The sequence below is a fragment of the Pseudomonadota bacterium genome, from assembly GCA_041395565.1.
Taxonomy (GTDB): Bacteria; Pseudomonadota; Gammaproteobacteria; order UBA9214; family UBA9214; genus UBA9214.
The window spans coordinates 227,773-246,600 of the sequence record JAWLAI010000007.1 but is presented as its reverse complement, the minus strand read 5'-3'; the positions used below and the strand labels follow the sequence as shown (position 1 = coordinate 246,600).

The following is an 18,828-nucleotide window of genomic DNA, read 5'->3' as shown; positions in this document are numbered from 1 at the left end:
CTTGTTGATTATCACGCACTTGAACCAGGTTGCACTATGACGACACGACCATTCCATTGTTTCTTACCGATACTCACCGCCATGGGTATGGCGGCGTTCGGCATGGCCATCAGTCCCGGCGTGAATGCCGCGGAGGTACAGGTCGGTCGATACTCGACGCTGCCCGCCATGCCAACGGTCGCCCAGGCGGATCTGCTCGCGACGACCATCACGGTTTCGTTTCCGGCGCGCATCTTCACGGTGGGAGAGGCCGTGCAATACCTGCTCCAGCGCAGCGGTTACCGTCTGGCCACCGCACCTGTAATAGAACCAGAAACCGCAGACCTGTTGACGCTGCCGTTGCCGGCCGTGCACCGACATCTTGGCCCGATCACATTGACGCAAGCATTGGAAACGCTGGTGGGACCGGCTTTTCGTTTGATCCACGATCCGGTGCATCGGTTGGTCTCCTTCGAGTTGTGCAGGTCGGCGGGGCGGGTCATGCAGCCAACAAATTCCAGTTTGAAGACGGAGGTTCCGCGAGATGGAGAATGAGAAATCGTATGAGCAGTCGCAGCGAGCACCGCAGGATACGGCGCGTGCAGATATCGCTGAATCACGCAAGCCGAAACGCTCATCGCGAAAGACGCTGCTGATCGCCGCCATCGTCAGCGTGATAACGATCGGTGCACTCGTAATGTTGCGCGGTCAAATGGACGCCCTGCGCAACGGCACGGACATGCCAGAGCATGCCACATCGGTGCTTCCTGAGAGCGCGACGAACGCGAAGGACAAAGTCATCGATAGCATGACCGTCGGCAGCAGCGTACAGCCAGAGGCTGGCGCCTCCGAGACGATCATGCGCGCCATCGAAGGCATGTCCGATCGGGTCAACCAGTGGTTCGAATCCTTGCGAACCGAGCAATCGAGTGCGAATCGCGAAGTGTCAGGTTTGACCGCCAGCATGAGTGCGATTCAAGAATCGATCACCGAGCTGCGCAAAGGCAACGACGAACTCAAGCAACGCATCAGCGATGCACAATCCAAGTTGCAAGCCATCGCCAAGGACGTGTACGGCATCAAGATCGCCGGGAAAAAGAAGGCGGCGGCACAACAAAAGCAGGCGGCCAGCATCCCGCCGTTTCTCATCGATGCCATCGACTTGTGGGACGACGCCGTCTATGTCGCGGTCTCCCACAACGGTCAGGTCGCCTTCCTGCGCGAAGGCGAGCAGCAGTCTGGTTGGCAAGTCATGCACATCGATCGGATGAAGAGCCAGGTCGCGTTTCGTGGTCCCGATGGTCAGGACTATTCCACTTCACTACGGAGGTAAAGCTGATGGAAGTATTCGTTGTCATTTTGTTGTTGTTCGGGGCCTTCTCACTGGGATCGACAACCCATGACGCAATGGAAGCTGAGCCGAAGACCGTGGAAGTGCCGGCCGCGGTGAATGTATCGCCGGACAGACCCGATGATGTGCGTGAATCAGAGGACGACGAGGCGCAACTGCAGGACTGCATGCTGAACCGGCACGAGATGATCTATCGGGATCTGTCCCGCGCCCATGGACATGAAATCGTGACCGCAACAAAGTCCGCCGGTGACTGCAATGGCCGGTGCGCCGATGAATAGTCGCGCGCGGTGGGCCGGCATGTTCCTGGCGTTGGTATTCGCAGCGCCGGTGTTCGCCGTGGAAGTCTCCGGCACGCAGGCGAACGAAACCGACACCAGCGTCTCGGCGACGGCCAAGAATACGTTGACGCCCTCCGATCTGGCGCGTTCCCGTACCTGGGGCCTGTCCGAAGCCGAATGGCAACGCTACAAACTGTTGATGCAAGGTATTCGCGGTAGTATCAGCCCGCCGACCATTTCACCCATCGAAGTGTTGGGCATCCACGCGCGAGACGAGGATGAGCGCCGACGGTATGCCGAACTCTGGGCTCGTGCCATGCGCGAGGACGTGGATCGCATCCTGGCCTTCCAACGTGCCTATGATGAGGCGGGCAAGCGTTTGTATCCGAATGAGCAACTCATCGATGTCAGCCGCCTACCCGCGCACAGAAGTAACACCAGCGCCTTGTCGCAGAGTGATCGTGTACTGTTCTTCACCCGGCCGGATTGCCCCGCTTGCGATGCTCTATTGGGCAAGTTACTGAAGCGGATCGATGAGGTGGCCGGCATCGATCTCTATATCGCCGGTGTGAAGCCGGGCGATGACCAAGCAGTGAGGACCTGGGCGGTTGGACACGGAATCGATCCTGCATGGGTGCGCAATCGTCGCGTCACCCTCAACCATGAAGCCGGTGCGCTGAAACGGCTCACCGAGGGCAAGGGTGAGATTCCGTATCTGCTGCGTCGGCGCGGCGAGGACGTGTCGGTACTTCGCGCTTCGGAGCTGTAACCATGTGCCCGGCGCGACGGCGGGTCATCTGGCTGGGCGTCGTGTTGGGGATCGTCTGGCCGATCGCTGGCTGGTGTGTGTCATCCGTTCCTGATGGTTACCGGGTCGTCGCGGATGAGTACGGGATTCCCCATTCGGTGCTCTACGCAATCGCCTTGACGGAAAGCGGCGTCGGAAACGTCAACGGTGTGAGTCGCCCCTGGCCATGGACGTTGAATGTCGCCGGTCATGGCCATGTCTATCCTTCGCGCGAGGCGGCATGGCATGCCTTGAACACGTTTATCGCTAGCGGTGAACGATCCATCGATATCGGCTTGATGCAGGTGAACTGGCGATTCCACAAGGACAAGTTGGGGGACACCTGGCAGGCGTTGGACCCGTATTTCAATCTGCGCGTGGCGGCGGTGATCTTACGGCAGTGTTTCGAGCAGCGGCACGACTGGTGGGCCGGCGTCGGTTGTTATCACGCCCCTGCGGACGCGGCGCGCGCACTACGTTACCGATCGCGCGTGGTTGGCCATTGGCAGCGCTTGGCGGAAAACAGTTAGGGCGGTTCGATGGCGAGGTTATTCTTATATATATGGCGTTCCGTGCTGTCCGTTGGCATAGCGTTGACTCCGGTACTGGCCTGGTCGGAAGTCACGGTGATCTACGACGCCGGCAATACCCGGCCGCTGGCGCCGTATCTCGAGATCATCGACCGCACCGAGCTGCCCACAAATCCGCCGACCGGAACGCCGAATAGACCCAGGCTCGGCGCCGCCGACGTTCAAACACTGTTACCGATTCGCTCGCCCGGTCTGAGTCCTGGACCGGTAAAGGCGAGACTGCACAACCGGCCCTTCTCACGTCCGTTCTTCCTCATCGGTGCCGATGACCGATCCCGGCGGTGGCTGGTCGAATACCGGGAACGACTCAAGGAGATCGGAGCGGTCGGCATGCTGGTTCAGGCAGAGACGCAGGAGGACTTGCGCAACATCGCCCGGTTGGCGAACGGGCTTCCCATCCTTCCGGCGTCTGCGGCGGACATCGCGACCGCTTTGGGTATTTCACATTATCCGGTGCTGATAACGTCACAAGGCATCGAGCAGTGAGCCGGCATCCCATTGAGGCCTTGCTGCGTCCGCCGGTCGAGTTGTGGTCGACGTTGGTGGCGTTCGCCACCGCGACCATCGCGTTACTGGCCCCATGGGCCTTGATGATGCCGCCGGGCGTTGCCTACAGCGCCGGCGCGGCGCTGGCGGTGATCGGCGTGATGCGCGCTCGCCAGGCCTGGCGGGTCATGCGGTATCAGCGCAACATGCGCCGACTACCCATCTATCGGTTGCGCGCTGACAAGATCCCACTCAGTCGCCACAAGCTGTTTCTCGGCAAAGGTTTTCGCTGGACCCAGAGGCACACGCAGCGGTTGCGCGACACGATACGGCCCGAGGTCCAACACTACGTCCAACCGGGCGCGCTGTATCAATGGGCACGCCGAAAGGAAGTGGCATGGGAATCGATACCACTACTGAATCTGCTGGCCTGGTTTCTCCGTTCACGCGGATGGTGGAATCCCCTGTCACCGCTGCCACCCGTCGGCGGCAAGCCCGCCCTGCACGCGGTCGAACCCGACGAGCAGGACGTCTGGATGGATATCGGTGAGCGTGTCGGACACACACTGGTGTTGGGTACTACGCGCGTCGGCAAGACACGGCTTGCTGAAATCCTTATCGCCCAGGACATCCGGCGCGGCGATGTAGTGATCGTGTTCGATCCCAAGGGGGATGCCGATCTCCTGCGGCGGGTGTACGCAGAGGCCAAGCGGGCAGGGCGAGCCAAGGACTTCTACATGTTTCATCTCGGGTTTCCCGAGTCCTCGGCCCGCTACAATGCCATCGGCAACTTCTCCCGCATCACCGAGGTTGCGACCCGCATCGCCAATCAGCTCCCGAGTGAGGGCAACTCGGCGGCTTTCAAGGAATTCGCCTGGCGTTTCGTCAACATCATCGCCCGCGCGCTGGTGGCACTCGGTCGTCGGCCGGACTACCAGCAGGTGCGCCGATACATCAACGACATCGAACCGCTGTTCGTCGAGTACGCGCGCGAACACCTGCGCCGGCACGGGGCGGCGGACTGGCGCGAGAAGGTGGCGGACATCGCCGGTAACATCAAGGAACGCAACCTGCCGAACTCGCTGCGCGGTCGCAACGACGAGGCCATTGCATTGATGCGGCACCTGCAGGAACTCGACCTTTATGACCCGGTGCTCGACGGGCTGGTATCGGCCTTCAAGTACGACAAGACCTATTTCGACAAGATCGTCAGTTCCGTCGGTCCGCTGATGGAGAAACTCACTAACGGCAAGATCGCCGAGCTCATTTAGCCAAACTATCTCGACGAAACCGATTCACGTCCCATCTTCGAATGGATGGATGTCATCCGCCGCAAGGGGATCGTGTATGTCGGTCTCGATGCCCTGACCGATACCACCGTCGCCAGTGCGGTGGGCAATTCCATGTTCGCCGACCTGGTCTCGGTGGCAGGGCATATCTACAAACACGGCGTGGACGTTACCCCGATCGATACACCCAGGGCCTATGTTCTGCCAACGATCTCCATGCACGCCGACGAATTTAACGAACTGATCGGCGACGAGTTCGTGCCGCTGTTGAACAAGGCCGGCGGCGCCGGCTTTCAAGTGACGGCCTACACCCAAACCTGGTCCGACGTGGAGGCGCGCATCGGCAGCCGGGCCAAGGCCGGGCAGGTGGCGGGCAACTTCAACACGTTGATCATGCTGCGGGTCAAGGAGCTGGCCACGGCCGAGATGATGACCGACCAACTGCCGAAGGTCGAGGTATTCACATTGATGAGTGTATCGGGTGTGGACGATTCGTCGGACCCGGGTTCGGGCATCGACTTCAAGTCCCGCAACGAGGATCGCATCAGCGTCTCGGAGGTTCCCATGCTGACGCCGGCGGAACTGGTGGCGCTGCCCAAGGGTCAGGCCTTCGCGCTGTTGGAAGGCGGTCAGCTGTGGAAACTTCGCATGCCGCTGCCCGATACGCGCGGGGATCACGCCATGCCTGCAGGGTTGGCGGAGATCGCCAATGAAATGGAACGGACCTACATCACCAACGATCAATGGTATCGTGTGCAGGAGCCGTGGTGGATGTCAGTGGCCGACGTGACAGCGCCGAGCGAGGAGGTAGAAGGCAGTCATGGCTGAAGCGGTCGCCGATCCGCGGCGAACCGCCGTTCGACAAGGACTGATTTCCAAAGGGCTGACCGCCGTCGCCCAAGGCATCAAGTGGCTGCTGTTCTCCCTGTTGTTTTCGATCGTCGTCGAATGGGTCGGAATGAACCTGTGGTGGCCGGAGCAAGGACTCGACCACAGTCGTGCGATGCTCGCAAAAGAGATCAGTTATCTGGACACGGATTTTCGCCGCAGCATCGTGACATCGGACCCGGCCCGCTTCGCCAAGGACGTTGCGGACGGGACTTACCACTACCTGTTCGAGGTCACCCGCATCATCGCGTTTATCCGTTGGGTATCGCCACCACCCCGAACAGAAGAGACGGGATTACGACCGACGCTGCATAAAATCTACCGGCCCATAGCCGTGTATACGATCGCGGCTATGCAAGTCACTCAAGTGTTTTCGGTACGCCTGGCGATGCTCATGTTGGCAACGCCGGTGTTCCTGCTGTTTAGTCTGATGGCCCTGGTGGACGGTCTCGTACGGCGAGATCTTCGACGTTGGGGAGGCGGGCGAGAAAGTTCTTTTGTCTATCACTACGCGAAGAAAGCGGCGATACCGCTCATGGTACTGACATGGGTGGTCTACCTTTCACTTCCTTTCAGCCTGCATCCGACGTTCGTCATCCTTCCCTTCGCCATGCTGTTCGCGCTTGCCGTGGCAGTGACTGCAAGTACGTTCAAGAAGTACCTATAGGAAAAGCGTAACGTCGTTTCCAATGTGCCGGCATTTTCCCGGCAGGGATATTCGATCATGCGTTGTTGTCCCTTTTCATGAATCTATCAATTGTCATCCCGTCACCACTGCATCGGAAAACCACACCTCTTACGGAATTGATTTTCCGTATCCCGTCCTAAACCGATACCGCACCATGGCGCCTCATGAACGACATGAGGAAGACATCGATGCGAAACGTCCACTTGCTGATCGTAGTACTGCTGAGTACGGCCTTGCCGATGCAGTCAGCAATTGCGGACGCAGATGCCGAGCGTGAAGCACTGGCGCAGATCGCCCATGAACTCGACGCGCTCGAAACGCTGATTCGCAAGGCGGAGTCGCAGGCCGAGCCGGATGCGCGCATTCATTTTCGATACGACTGGCTGCGGCAAGACTTGTCGAGGATGCAGCAAGGCATCCAGGAACACATCGATGCGCCGCGCACGGAGCCGAGAACCTTTCCGCCTTTGCGCGGTGACTATCGGCGGTGATGAAAAATCATGACACCCGCTCAAGACGCGGCATTTCAGGCAGGTTCAGGCGTCACCTCTGCGACGCTACTCACAGCCATCGCCTCCGTGGTGATCGTGCTTGCTTTCGTGTGGGTGATCTGGGTGACGTTGGGTACCTTCCGGGCCTGGCAAGACGGGCAGGTCGGCATATTCGACGTGATGTGGAGCGCGCTGCGCGCGAGCATCGTGCTCATGGTGTTGGGTTTTTATCTGCGGTGATGGCGATGAATAACGCCATTGCAGCAACGGTTCGGGGAATGCCCCGGTATTCATCAAAGGGGGAAACCCCGTTACCTCGGAGAAAAGCAATCATGCTGAAGACAATCAAAAAGAGCGCAGTCGCAGTCGGGCTGCTGGCAATGTTCGCAAATCAGTCGGTGTGGGCGGCCTTGCCGACACCGGTGGCACCGAGTACGGCGCCGGCGGCGGGTGACTGGATCGCTCTCATTCAGGGCTACATCAAGGACGGCGGCCTCGTGCTCGGTTTGGCCATCGCCGTGCTTGGGTTCCTGTGGATCGCCTATCTCGGTTTCGCGAAGTTCAACGAGGCACGCCAGGGCAAGGCCGAGTGGGCCGAGGTCGGTGTGCTCGGTATCGTTGGCGCGGTGGTGCTGATCTTCGCCAGCTACCTGCTGACCGAAGCCGCCGGCGTTATCTAACATGCCCATGTCCGATCGCGACGACATTCTGGCCAATCGGCTCAACGCTGAGCCGTCGATTTTCAAGGGCTGTTCGTCGTCCGAGCTGGGCGTCATCGTTGGTGTGGCCGCGCTCATCTGGTTGCCTGTCTCCCTCCTCCTGGCATGGCTGATGGGCGCGGTCACCATGGGTTTCGGCATCGCCGGGGTTGGCGTGGTCGCCACGGTGATCGCGATGGCCACGTTGTTCCAGCGGCTGAAGCGCGGTCGACCGGGCGGCTACTACCAGCAACAGATCGCCATACAGCTTAATGACCGTGGTTTGCGTCGATCGCCGTTCATTCGACGCAGCGGCGCCTGGGATATCGGGAGGAGTCGGAGTGCGACGCTACCGCTACGAGATCGATAACGTGCGCGCCCATTTGCGGTCGTTGTGGGTAATCATCGGCGTGCAGATCGTCGTCATCCTGGCGCTGTGGTTTGGTTGGAGTCAGGCGCCAAATCGTCTGACCGTGCACGTGCCACCGGACCTGCGCTCAGGTGCGGCGCTAGCCGTCGATGAAGTCCCGCCGGCCAACGTGTATTCCTTCGCCTTCTACATCTTTCAGCAACTCAATCGCTGGCCCGAGGACGGCGCGCACGACTATGGCAAAGCGATCTTTCGTATCTCATCGTATGTCACCCCACGCTACCGGGCCGATCTCATCGCGGACATGGAGTTGAAAGGCAAACAGGGTGAGCTGGCCTACCGTGTCCGAGGAGTACAAGAAGTACCCGGTCACGGCTATGAAGAACGCCGAGTCGATGTGCTCGCACCGGGTGTCTGGGTTGTGTGGCTGGATCTCGATCTTTACGAGTCGGTGAAAGGCATGACAGTGAAGAAGACGACCATCCGTTATCCGCTACGCGTCGTGCGGCTCGATGTTGATCCGGAGTCGAATCCGTGGGGATTGGCGCTCGATGGTTTTGCGGCGGCGGGCCCACGGCGGCTGAGCGAATCCGAACTCAACGACAAGGCCGGGCAGGGTGGCTGACGGGAATCAACGCATGTATTCGATCAACAAGTTCAAACGTGGCGCTATATTCTGCTTGGGAATCGGGCTGCTGTTGATGCAGTCGATGGTCCACGCCGAGCCGGAAGTCACCGAGCGTATCGAATGGAACAAGACGCCCATCCAGCTCGAACTCAATGTCGGACACGAACGCTTGGTGACTTTGCCCGGTCCGGTCAAAGTCGGTGTGCCTGCATCCTTGCAGCCATTGCTGCGTACGCAAAGCGTCAACGGAACTGTTTACCTTCTCGCCAGCGCACCGTTCGATGCCACGCGTGTCATGGCACAGAGCCTCGACGGTGGCCAGATGTTTCTCTTCGACGTGTCGGCATCCAAAGATGGCGGTCAGACGCATCCCGTGCAGGTGTACGTGAAGACGAACGGTGAGAGTCACGCCGAGATGATGGATTCATCTGTTGCGAGTCAGGGCGCAACGGTGCAATACAGCTACGTTGCTCTGACCCGCTTCGCGGCTCAGCAGCTCTATGCACCCGCACGCCTCGTCCAGGATCGACCGGGCATCGTCCGTGTGCCGGTGATGCGTGAGCCCGTCAGCTTGATGTTTGGCGGTGCGGTCGATGCAACGCCCTTGGTGGCTTGGCGAGCAGGCGGGCTGTATGTCACGGCCGTCAAGCTAACCAACCGTAGCGATCAGCCGCAGACACTGGACCCACGCAATCTGCGTGGTAAATGGCTGACCGCGACCTTTCAACACAACCGCCTGTTGCAGGCTGGTAATGAGGCGGATACCACGGCGGTGTATCTGATTTCCGCACGGCCGTTCGAGGCTGCGAGGTAAGACATGGCCATCGCAACCAGCAATCGACTGTTACCCATCATCGCCGGCGTGGTAGTGCTTATGCTGGTGTTCGTCACCCTCAAGTCCTGCTCGAACGGAAAGGAGCAACAGGTCGTGATGGACGCCGTGCCGCAAGCACCGGTACCGGACGCGGACACACCCGCCGACACCATCAAGACCCTGACCGCGAACGTCGCAGCGATGACTGCCGAGGTCGAAGCATTGCGCAAGGACAACACGACACTGCGCAACGAGAATCAGCGGCTGCTGAGCAGTCGTGCTCAGATCGAGGAGAACGTGGCCACGCGCGTCAAACGCGAGCTCTTGTCGCGTGAGAATGACAAGGCCGCGCAGGATCGATTGGATTCCAGTGTGCTGTCCTCGCTAACGGCACGGGTGGATGCCTTGTCGCAATCGCTATCGCACGGGAAGTCGACGAAGAGTACCGGCGATATCCCGGTTGGACTGGGTTTCGACGGTGGCAGCGCAGCGGCGCCACCTACCAATAGCCTGGTCTGGATCGAACCGCTGGATGCTATCGCTGATGACACAAGTGGCACGAAAGGAAATAGCTTGTTACACCAGGTGCGCCAGTCCACGGGCGGTGCGCTGAGTAGCGCGCGCGAGCAGACTGCCAACATCTCCGACAAATTGGATACGGTGCATCCCGTCTACACGGTGCCACGTAATGCCACGCTCATCGGCTCGACGGCCATGACGGCCCTGGTCGGTCGGGTACCGATACAGGGCCAGGTGCGCGATCCCATGCCGTTCAAGGTGATCACCGGCGCCGACAACCTCGCCGCCAACGGTCTCACCGTGCCCGGCGTGCAGGGCATGGTATGGAGTGGTACCGCCATCGGTGACTGGACCCTTTCCTGCGTCACCGGCCGGCTCGATTCGGTTACCTTCGTGTTCGACGACGGTACCATCCGTACGATCTCAAGTGACGATCGCGGAAATCAGTCCGGTGGCAACAAGCGATCACTGGGCTGGATCTCGGATCAGCAGGGCATTCCCTGTGTTAGCGGGGATCGCAAGACCAACGCCCCGGCGTTTCTCACTCAGCGTATCGGTGTGAAGGCTATCCAGGCCGCCGCCGATGCAGCGGCCGCTGCCGAGACGACCACCGTGGTGAGTGACAGTGGTGCTGCGAGCAACAACGTCACCGGCGAGGTCGGGAAATATGTGCTCGGCAAGACCATCGCCGGCGGCAGTGACGAGGTCGCCAAGTGGCTCATGGAGCGCCAGTCGCAGAGCTTCGATGCCGTCTTTGTCCCGGCCGGTGTTCACATCGCAATCCACGTCGACGTGGAGCTCCCCATCGATCTCGATCTCAAAGGCAGGAAACTCGATCATGCGAAAGCCATCAATCCTTATCACCGCGCTCGGCTTGATTAGTCTCGTACTGGGCGGTTGTGCCAACACCAAGGACGCCGTGTTACCCCAGGACGGCCCGTCCATGAAAACGATCTACGAGCAGCACATGCGCGAATCGGGTGCCAACGATCCCATGGCGGTGCGCGAGGCGCTGGGCAACCGTCCCGTCATCGACGGCGACGGTGCGCTTCATAGCTATACGCGCGATGCCCATAACGAGATCGACACCACTTTTCCCCGGCTGCCGAATCCGAGTCTGGTCATGTATGTATTTCCGCACCTGGCCGACGAAGAGCAGGTACCGGTGCCAGGTTATGTGACGACCTTTCCGATGTATGAGCGGGTCGAGTACGCATTGCCCGGCGAAGTGCCGACCAAACTGCAGCGGAAATGAACGTGGCGAAGTCTAAAGCGAACAATTCAGCGAAGAAGGCACACGATCCGGCGGAAGCGCCCGTGACCACAGCGGCAGTCCAACATCTCTATGATCGCCCGCCATCCTTCACCGATCTCATGCCATGGGTCGAGTACGATCCGGACAGCCGCACCTTCCTGCTGGAAGACGGCGTCAGTGTGGGTGTTTTGTTCGAGATTATCCCGGCGGGCACCGAGGCCCGCACAACCCAGTTCATGAGGCAATTGCGTGATGCCATCCAGACCGCGCTCACCGATGCCATCCCCGAAGAAGACGATGCGCCGTGGATCTTGCAGGTCTATGTGCAGGACGAGCCAAGCCTGAAGGAGTTCCAACAGGAAGTCGCCGTCTATGCGCAGCCCAGCGCCAAGGACAGCACGTTCACCCGGCATTACCAGGAGACCTTTTCGAAACATCTGGCGCGGATCACCCGGCCCGGTGGCCTATTCGAGGACACTGCCGTTACCGGAACCCATTGGCGGGGACAAGTGCGCCGTGTGCGTGCCACTCTCTACCGGCGCTTGAAGGTAAAGGGCAAGACCCCGTCGGCGGTCGAAGTGGAAGAGGCGATGAATGACGTGGCGACCAAGTGGGTTGCGTCACTCGCCTCCGCCGGCATACATGCGCGTCGCGGCACCGGCAAGGATCTCTACGAGTGGCTGTTGAAGTGGTTCAACCCAAAACCCGCAATCGCCGATGGCGATCCCGACAAACTGTTGGATGTCGCCCCATATCCCGGCGACGAGGACCTGCCATTTGGCTATGATCTTGCCGAGCGGCTTACGCTCACGATGCCACGCTCGGATAACGAGACCGCAACCTGGTGGTTTGACGGACTGCCGCACACCGTAGTCACGATCCAGGGATTGCGGCGGGCGCCGGAGGTAGGGCACATGACCGCCGAGCGTCAGGCCGGCGACCACGTCTTCTCGCTCTTCGATCGCTTGCCCGAGTACACCGTGATGGTGTTGACCCTGACGGTCAAGCCTCAGGATTTCACCCGTAACCATATCGCCCAGGTCAAGCGGGCTGCGGTGGGTGACTCCGCCGAAGCGGCGCTGACACGGGAGGACGCGGAACTCGTCGAGCGTGAGATGGCGCAAGGCAACAAGCTCTACCCAGTGAATATCGCTTTTTATGTGCGCGGGGATAATTCCAAATCGCTGCGCGCCAACGTCAATCAGTTGAATGCAATTCTACTTCCGAACGGCCTGCAGCCGATCCTGCAGGAAACGGATCTCCTCGCCCTGGACAGCTACATTCGCAACTTACCCATGGCCTACGATGTCTCGTTGGACAAGTCCAGCCGCCGCTCGCGCCTGATCTTCTCCAGTCATGCCGCAAATCTGTTGCCGCTGTATGGCAGATCGAAAGGCACCGGTCATCCGGGGCTGGTGTTCTTCAATCGCGGTGCTGAACCCCTGGCATTCGATCCGTTGCACAGAGCCGACCGCAAGAAAAACGCCCACATGCTGATCCTCGGGCCCACCGGCGCGGGCAAGTCGGCGCTGCTGGTCTATCTGCTGCAACAGATGGCTGCCGTGTACCGCCCGCGCATCTTTATCATCGAGGCTGGTGGATCGTTCTCGTTGCTGGGCCAACACTTCAAGGCCCACGGCGTCTCCGTCAACCAGGTCACCTTGAATCCGAACGTGGACGTGAGTCTGCCGCCGTTCGCGGATGCCATACGCGTGCTGGACAGAGAACACCGTGTGCGTCTCGGCAAAGAATCGGATGACCTGGTCGACGACGATGACGAAGTCGAAGACGAGGGTGGCGGTCGAGACATTCTCGGCGAGATGGAAATCGCCGCCCGGATCATGATCACCGGCGGTGACGAGCGCGAAGACGCGCGCATGAGTCGGGCCGATCGACTGCTCATCCGCAACGCCATCTTCCTGGCCGCCAAGACCGTGAAGGAGAGTGGACGCGAACAAGTGATCACCGAGGACGTGGTCAGCGCCTTGCACACCATCGGTCGCGATCATGACCTGCCAGAGCACCGGCGTAACCGGGCAATCGAGATGGGCGATGGCATGGCGCTGTTCTGCTCCGGCCTCGCCGGTCATTTCTTCAATCGGCCTGGTACCCGCTGGCCGGAGGCTGACGTCACCATACTGGAAATGGGCATCCTGGCGCGGGAAGGTTACGAGGATCAGCTCACCGTGGCCTACATTTCCATGATGAGCCACATCAACGACCTGGTGGAACGCCACCAGCACGATGCTCGGCCCACATTGGTGGTGACCGACGAGGGACACATCATCACCACGAATCCCTTGTTGGCTCGCTACGTGGTAAAGATCACCAAGATGTGGCGCAAGCTCGGAGCCTGGTTCTGGATAGCCACCCAGAACCTCGAGGACTTCCCCGACACCAGTCGCAAGATGCTCAACATGATGGAGTGGTGGTTGTGTCTGGTCATGCCTAAGGAAGAAGTCGAGCAGATCGCACGCTTCAAAGACCTGACCGACGTGCAGCGCAGTCTCCTGCTGTCGGCACGCAAGGAACCCGGCAAGTACGTCGAGGGAGTAGTTCTCTCTGACAACCTCGAAGCCCTGTTCCGCAACGTGCCGCCTCCACTATCACTTGCGCTCGCCATGACGGAAAAGCACGAAAAGGCGGAACGCGCGGAAATCATGCGCGAAAGAAACTGCAGCGAGATCGAGGCGGTTTATGCCATTGCAGAACGGATTGCAGTGAGTCATCGAAGTTAGCAAAAATCCAAAAAAACCACGCCGCATGTTGAAAGGATTACCCATTTCATAGGAATGCCGGGCGAGCCACGATAGCCCATCACATAATCAGCGGGCTATTCGTGCAAATGTTCAGGAATACACAATCAATCAGCTTCAGCTTGCCGATTTCGGTTCTTCTTGCGCAACTGGTCATCGGCACTGCGCAAGCGGCTCAACCAGCAGCGGGGCGTCCACACCTCGTCGAGGTATTCACCACGACCGAATCGCCTGTCACGGGTGAGTCAGCCTTCAATCGGCAGCCGGATTCCACGGAAATGGAGCTCCACATCTACGAACTGGATGGCATCCAGCGTATCGAAACAAAACTGTCTGATGGCCTTACGGCCGATCCTGAACAATCCAAGCAAGTCGTTCTGCAGCGTTTCCAGCAACTCCATGAAGAAGATCGCGCACGGATGCAGCGTGCGGCGGTGGGTTTGGCGAAGGCGATGCAGTACGGCATCAATCGCTATCCCGCGATTGTGTTCGACGGTGAGGTCGCGATCTATGGCGTCACAGACATCAGTGAAGCACTGCATCGCTATCAAGAGTGGCGTGAAGGCCGGACGCGATGACAGGGCAGAGGGTTCTGTCACTTGTCTTGGCCGCATTACTGGCGATGCCGTTGCCCGGCAAGGCAGGTACCATCACGACACCGGAGATCGTGGCCAAGACGACCGCCGCGGCGCTTGCCTGCATGCAGTGGATGCCCATCGGTACGTGCTTCTGGCTGCGCTGTACGTTGTTCGGTTGTAGCGTCAATACTTCGCTCAAGGTCGGGCACTACAACCCGGACCTTGTAGTCAGCAGCTACAACGAACTGGGCGGTAATCCCTGGGCGGAGATCCGGGCGACGCTCGGCCTCGCCCAGAAGACGGCGGCCAACGGATTGCTCGGGTCACTGTTGCCTGTACCCATCGACAGTGCCGGCAACCGCACCGAAGGTACCTCCGACAACCGCGACCATAAGAACATGATCTTCCGTGAGACGGATGCCATCGGGCATCCGCTCAGTTCGCTCTCGGGCATCGTCGCCGGTGTCGGCATGTTGTGTCAGACGGAAACAACCTCTTTCGTTCCGTATTTCCAGTCCGGGCTCGATGCGCTGTCCTGGCGCCAGGAAGTACCGGAGATCTTTTATCCCCCGAGCTTCATCCCGGGTCTGCGCGAGATCGGCACCTGGCCGTTGCAGACCTGGGGTGGAGTATATCCACGCACCGGTTGGACCACGCAAGCAGAAGAACCCAAAGCCGCGGCCATCAATGCGCAGCGCGCCGGCGATATCGTCACTCGCACGGGACAGCCGCACGTCTACGTCCCAGTGACCGCGTCGTCATCTTCGAGCCAGCGGGTGTGGTCGCCCGGTCCGTTGATGGAGAAGGACCGCCGCACCGGTACCTGGCAGATGATGGTCCCACGCACCGAGACGAGTTGTGATGTGTTCGGTACCAACGATCTCGCAACCCTGACGGGGTGGGGTGGTGGCAAGGTCGATAGCGAGGGCGACTATGTCTGGAACCTCTGGCGTCCCTACAAGTGTTGTCAGCGGCGCGGCCAGTGGTTCCTGTTCGACATCGACTGGATTCCCTATCCACCATGAGGCACAAGCAAGGATACCCAATGGAGACAATACACCGATCCACACGGATCATTTCACGCAACACATGTGCATCAATTCTAATCGCGATGTTGCTGTGGAATAACGCGTACGCCGCCAAGGCGCCGACGGAAGATAGCTTGTGGTACTACGAGATCGGCGGCGCGGAACCGGTGTCGGCACCTGCCAATCCCTCGGTGGTTTCGGTCACCCTCGGCGGTTCGGCGCAGCTGGGTCTTGGATACAGTTGCGGCAAATTCGATCCTGTTGCAGCGGTCACCAACACGCTGAACGACATCGGTTCCGGTGTCGACAACATGTTGAATGCCATGACCGCTGCTGCGAGCGCCGCTATCGCGTCCTTGCCCGCATTGATACTGCAGCGAGCCAACCCCGGGCTCTACGATATGTTCCAGAATGCGCTGTTGCAGGCCAAGGAGACCATGCAACTCGCCACCAAGTCTTGCGAACAGATGGAAGCGGAGATTGCCAAGGGCAAGAATCCCTATGCCGATCTCATCACGCTGTCCAAGGGCAACGACTGGAAGCTACAGATGGGCATCGGCGGCAACGACGCCGTGACCGCGAAGGATGCGGTCGAGACATCCAACGGCAATAACGGTGTGCCGTGGATCGGCGGCCAGGCCGGTGGCTCCGGTCAGCCGGTGCTGGAGTTCACCGGCGACATCGTCAAGGCCGGTTACAACATCAACATGAACCGTCCCATCACCGCGGCGGGACCGGTGCCGCCGGCGTCGGCAACACGGCTGTCCGAGGTCTGGGCCACACCCGCTGATGCCAGAGAGTGGGTGGTGGATGTAGTGGGCGAGAACATCGTGACCACGTGTGATACCTGCCGCAAGGACAGCATTCCCGGCACTGGGCTGCTGCCGAAATTGTACCAGGAGTCCAGTGCGGTGACGGTGGAGGTTCAGAATCTGGTCAGCGGCGCGACGCCGTCGACACTCGCGAACCTGGAGAATATTACCGCGCCCGGCGTTGCCATCACGCGACAGGTCATCGAAGCGATCCGGGAGATGCCGGCCTCCGAGCAGAGCCTGATCATGGGGCGGCTGGTCTCTGAGATCAGTACCGCGCGCACGGTGGAAAAGGCGCTGTTCGCCAGGCGACTACTACTTAGCGGTCGGCAGGTACCGGAAGTCTACGCCACCGAGGTTGCCCGTGAACATGCCGACAAGTCCATCACCGAGCTGGACAAGGAAATCGAGAACCTGCTGTTCGAGACCCGCGTGCGCAAGGAGGTCGTTTCCGACACGGTGAGCATGTTGCTGCAACGTGCGGCGGCTCGACGCCAGTCATCCCTGAGCGCGCCGACCGTACCAACGATTGATCCGCGGCCCTTGAGCAATGGCCGCGTTCCGTAACGGCTTTGCCATGCGCCGACGCTGGTTCGTGCTGCTGACGCTGTTGGCATTTGGCCTGGCGTTGGGCATAGGCGCCTTCCACTGGAACGCGGTGCAATCGTCGTCCGTCGTGAACATTCAGACTCAAATCGAGATTATGAAGCCGGTATTCAGCGCGATTCGATGTCTTGTAATTGGGTTGGTAGCACTGTCATGGCCGGCAATCACTCGAACGCTCCATCGATGGGGGCGCGTCGACGAGGGTGGTGCGGTGCAATTACTATCCCTGCGTTGGCGGATCGTGACCTGGCTCGTCGTGATCGAACTGCTGCTCGGTCAGAATCTCCTCGGTCAGTTCCTGACCGCATTGCATGGAGCCAGTGCATGACCGTCGACAGTTATCTAGAACTTTTCACCACGCTGTTCGGCTGGGCCTTCTACGGCATCCTTTGGGACGTGCTGGTGGGCACGGGCATCGTGTTCCTGCCGTTTCTCGGTATCCTCATCGACAACTGGCGCGAACCCGCCGAGGGTGGTCAGTTCGGGACGGTTACCGGCCTGTCGCTACGCCGCATGGAGATCGAACTGTTCATTGCGCTGCTGGTCGTGGTCCTGGCTGGACAGCCGGCCGCGCTGACACCGTTGAACGCCGGCACCCTCAGCTACACGCCACCGCCAACCTTGATCAATCCAACGCCCACCACGGCGACGGTCGCTGCACCTCAGGGCACCTACGGCACTTCCGGGTTTACTGGCTCACCGGCAACGGTGAATATCCCCGTGTGGTGGTACGCGGTGATGGCCATGACATCGGGATTGAATCATGCCGTGGTCGAAGGCCTGCCCTCGGCTGCGGACATGCGTACTTACGAACAACAAGCGCGACTGGCCACCATCGCGGACCCGCGGTTGAGACAGGAAGTCAGTGACTTCTTCAGCCAGTGCTACATCCCGGCGCGTTCTAAGTACCAGGCCGAGCGACCGGCAACCGCCGCGGTCAATGCGTTGTTGGCGACATACGGGCCGGACGATCCCGAGTGGATGGGTTCGCATGTCTATCGTGACACGAGCGGCTACTACGACACCCTTCGACCGACCATGCAGATCTCAGGCTGGGCATACAATGTGGCGCGCGACACGGAATACGATCCAGCCGCGCCACCGACGTGGGGCAAGCCCTACTGCAAAGAATGGTGGGAAGACGGAACGATCGGTCTGCGGGAGAAACTGATCAACGAGGCCGATGCGACTTCTGCCGGATTTTCGGGCCTCGTCGTCGCCGTCGCGCCGGCGCTGGCAACCGAGAAGCAAAACGATGCCGTCGCCCGCACTGTCCTCACCAACTCACCGCCCAGCTGGTCGAACAACGATCTGGTGGCGAACAACTCGGGCACTACCGGGTGGCTCAGCACGGCCGAGAGCTGGGTCAAAGGCGGACTCGCCTCAGGCGGTGTGCTTACCGCATCTGCGTTGTTCTCGGTCACTATGACCGCGGTCCTGCAGGGGCTTCCTATGGTGCAGGCCGTGCTGTTGCTCGGCATCTACGCCTTGCTTCCCATGGTGGTGGTCCTGTCGCGTTATTCCATCTCCATGATGGTGATCGGCGCCATGGCTATTTTCACCGTGAAGTTCTGGAGCGTGCTCTGGTATCTGGCGTTGTGGGTGGATCAGAATCTCATCATGTCCATGTATCCGGACGTGAACATCTTCCTGCAAATCTTCGCCAACCCTGGCGAGCATGACATCAAGCGCATGCTGCTGAATATGATCACGACGAGTCTCTATTTAGGTCTGCCGTTGCTATGGAGTGGGATGATGGCGTGGGCTGGTGTGAAAGTCGGGCGATCTATCGATGCAGCCACGAACCCTCTCAGAGCACCGGCTCAAGATGCCGGTAGCCAAGGCGGAAACATAGGGAAAATTGCCGTTACGAAGGGGCTGAAGCGCTAGTCCTTTTCGTACCAACCGACCGGGTCCGTGCCATCGTCAAGTTT

The 18,828-nt window shown here is 59.9% G+C and carries 21 protein-coding genes and 1 pseudogene; all 22 read left to right on the top strand.

What is annotated here, in order from left to right; all coding sequences use genetic code 11:
• Window positions 1-36: 36 nt before the first annotated feature.
• Entirely contained in the window at window positions 37-534 is a 498-nt protein-coding gene (locus R3F42_12970; protein ID MEZ5542934.1) for a hypothetical protein, read from the top strand.
• A complete protein-coding gene (locus R3F42_12965; protein MEZ5542933.1) occupies window positions 524-1,312 on the top strand; it encodes a hypothetical protein in 789 nt (262 codons plus the stop codon). Before R3F42_12970 ends, R3F42_12965 begins: the two co-directional genes overlap by 11 nt.
• Before the next feature lie 5 nt (window positions 1,313-1,317).
• Window positions 1,318-1,611 carry a hypothetical protein gene (locus R3F42_12960; protein ID MEZ5542932.1) on the top strand — a complete coding sequence of 98 codons (294 nt, stop codon included), beginning with the start codon at window positions 1,318-1,320 and terminating at the stop codon, window positions 1,609-1,611.
• Window positions 1,589-2,380, top strand: a complete 792-nt coding sequence (locus tag R3F42_12955) for a TIGR03759 family integrating conjugative element protein (GenBank protein ID MEZ5542931.1) — start codon at window positions 1,589-1,591, stop codon at window positions 2,378-2,380. Before R3F42_12960 ends, R3F42_12955 begins: the two co-directional genes overlap by 23 nt.
• 2 nt (window positions 2,381-2,382) lie before the next feature.
• Entirely contained in the window at window positions 2,383-2,928 is a 546-nt protein-coding gene (locus R3F42_12950; GenBank protein MEZ5542930.1) for a lytic transglycosylase domain-containing protein, read from the top strand.
• Window positions 2,929-3,024: 96 nt separating this feature from the next.
• Window positions 3,025-3,474 (top strand): integrating conjugative element protein, encoded by a 450-nt coding sequence (locus tag R3F42_12945; GenBank protein MEZ5542929.1) that lies wholly within the window; start codon window positions 3,025-3,027, stop codon window positions 3,472-3,474.
• Window positions 3,471-5,591: pseudogene (gene traD / locus R3F42_12940) on the top strand (type IV conjugative transfer system coupling protein TraD). Before R3F42_12945 ends, traD begins: the two are co-directional and overlap by 4 nt.
• Complete coding sequence (locus R3F42_12935) at window positions 5,584-6,318, top strand: TIGR03747 family integrating conjugative element membrane protein (protein ID MEZ5542928.1); 735 nt, start codon at window positions 5,584-5,586, stop codon at window positions 6,316-6,318. The pseudogene traD and the gene R3F42_12935 overlap by 8 nt, the downstream one beginning before the upstream one ends.
• Window positions 6,319-6,527: 209 nt before the next feature.
• The gene (locus R3F42_12930; GenBank protein ID MEZ5542927.1) at window positions 6,528-6,830 is read left to right on the top strand and encodes an RAQPRD family integrative conjugative element protein; all 303 of its coding nucleotides are present in this window, start codon (window positions 6,528-6,530) and stop codon (window positions 6,828-6,830) included.
• A 9-nt stretch (window positions 6,831-6,839) separates the two neighbouring features.
• Window positions 6,840-7,070 (top strand): TIGR03758 family integrating conjugative element protein, encoded by a 231-nt coding sequence (locus R3F42_12925; protein MEZ5542926.1) that lies wholly within the window; start codon window positions 6,840-6,842, stop codon window positions 7,068-7,070.
• Between the two features lie 92 nt (window positions 7,071-7,162).
• The gene (locus R3F42_12920; protein ID MEZ5542925.1) at window positions 7,163-7,510 is read left to right on the top strand and encodes a TIGR03745 family integrating conjugative element membrane protein; all 348 of its coding nucleotides are present in this window, start codon (window positions 7,163-7,165) and stop codon (window positions 7,508-7,510) included.
• A gap of 7 nt (window positions 7,511-7,517) precedes the next feature.
• The gene (locus tag R3F42_12915) at window positions 7,518-7,898 is read left to right on the top strand and encodes a TIGR03750 family conjugal transfer protein (GenBank protein MEZ5542924.1); all 381 of its coding nucleotides are present in this window, start codon (window positions 7,518-7,520) and stop codon (window positions 7,896-7,898) included.
• A complete protein-coding gene (locus tag R3F42_12910) occupies window positions 7,870-8,523 on the top strand; it encodes a TIGR03746 family integrating conjugative element protein (protein ID MEZ5542923.1) in 654 nt (217 codons plus the stop codon). Before R3F42_12915 ends, R3F42_12910 begins: the two co-directional genes overlap by 29 nt.
• A 13-nt stretch (window positions 8,524-8,536) precedes the next feature.
• Complete coding sequence (locus R3F42_12905) at window positions 8,537-9,340, top strand: TIGR03749 family integrating conjugative element protein (protein ID MEZ5542922.1); 804 nt, start codon at window positions 8,537-8,539, stop codon at window positions 9,338-9,340.
• Window positions 9,341-9,343: 3 nt separating this feature from the next.
• A complete protein-coding gene (locus R3F42_12900; GenBank protein MEZ5542921.1) occupies window positions 9,344-10,741 on the top strand; it encodes a TIGR03752 family integrating conjugative element protein in 1,398 nt (465 codons plus the stop codon).
• The gene (locus tag R3F42_12895) at window positions 10,698-11,114 is read left to right on the top strand and encodes a TIGR03751 family conjugal transfer lipoprotein (protein ID MEZ5542920.1); all 417 of its coding nucleotides are present in this window, start codon (window positions 10,698-10,700) and stop codon (window positions 11,112-11,114) included. Before R3F42_12900 ends, R3F42_12895 begins: the two co-directional genes overlap by 44 nt.
• Entirely contained in the window at window positions 11,111-13,852 is a 2,742-nt protein-coding gene (locus R3F42_12890) for a conjugative transfer ATPase (GenBank protein MEZ5542919.1), read from the top strand. The genes R3F42_12895 and R3F42_12890 overlap by 4 nt, the downstream gene beginning before the upstream one ends.
• 107 nt (window positions 13,853-13,959) lie before the next feature.
• Window positions 13,960-14,448, top strand: coding sequence for a TIGR03757 family integrating conjugative element protein (locus R3F42_12885; GenBank protein ID MEZ5542918.1), 489 nt, complete (start codon window positions 13,960-13,962; stop codon window positions 14,446-14,448).
• 26 nt (window positions 14,449-14,474) lie between these two features.
• A complete protein-coding gene (locus R3F42_12880; protein ID MEZ5542917.1) occupies window positions 14,475-15,473 on the top strand; it encodes a TIGR03756 family integrating conjugative element protein in 999 nt (332 codons plus the stop codon).
• Between the two features lie 137 nt (window positions 15,474-15,610).
• A complete protein-coding gene (locus tag R3F42_12875) occupies window positions 15,611-16,855 on the top strand; it encodes an integrating conjugative element protein (GenBank protein ID MEZ5542916.1) in 1,245 nt (414 codons plus the stop codon).
• Window positions 16,839-17,222 carry a hypothetical protein gene (locus R3F42_12870; GenBank protein ID MEZ5542915.1) on the top strand — a complete coding sequence of 128 codons (384 nt, stop codon included), beginning with the start codon at window positions 16,839-16,841 and terminating at the stop codon, window positions 17,220-17,222. The genes R3F42_12875 and R3F42_12870 overlap by 17 nt, the downstream gene beginning before the upstream one ends.
• Entirely contained in the window at window positions 17,219-18,784 is a 1,566-nt protein-coding gene (locus R3F42_12865; protein ID MEZ5542914.1) for a conjugal transfer protein TraG N-terminal domain-containing protein, read from the top strand. The genes R3F42_12870 and R3F42_12865 overlap by 4 nt, the downstream gene beginning before the upstream one ends.
• Window positions 18,785-18,828: the final 44 nt, after the last annotated feature.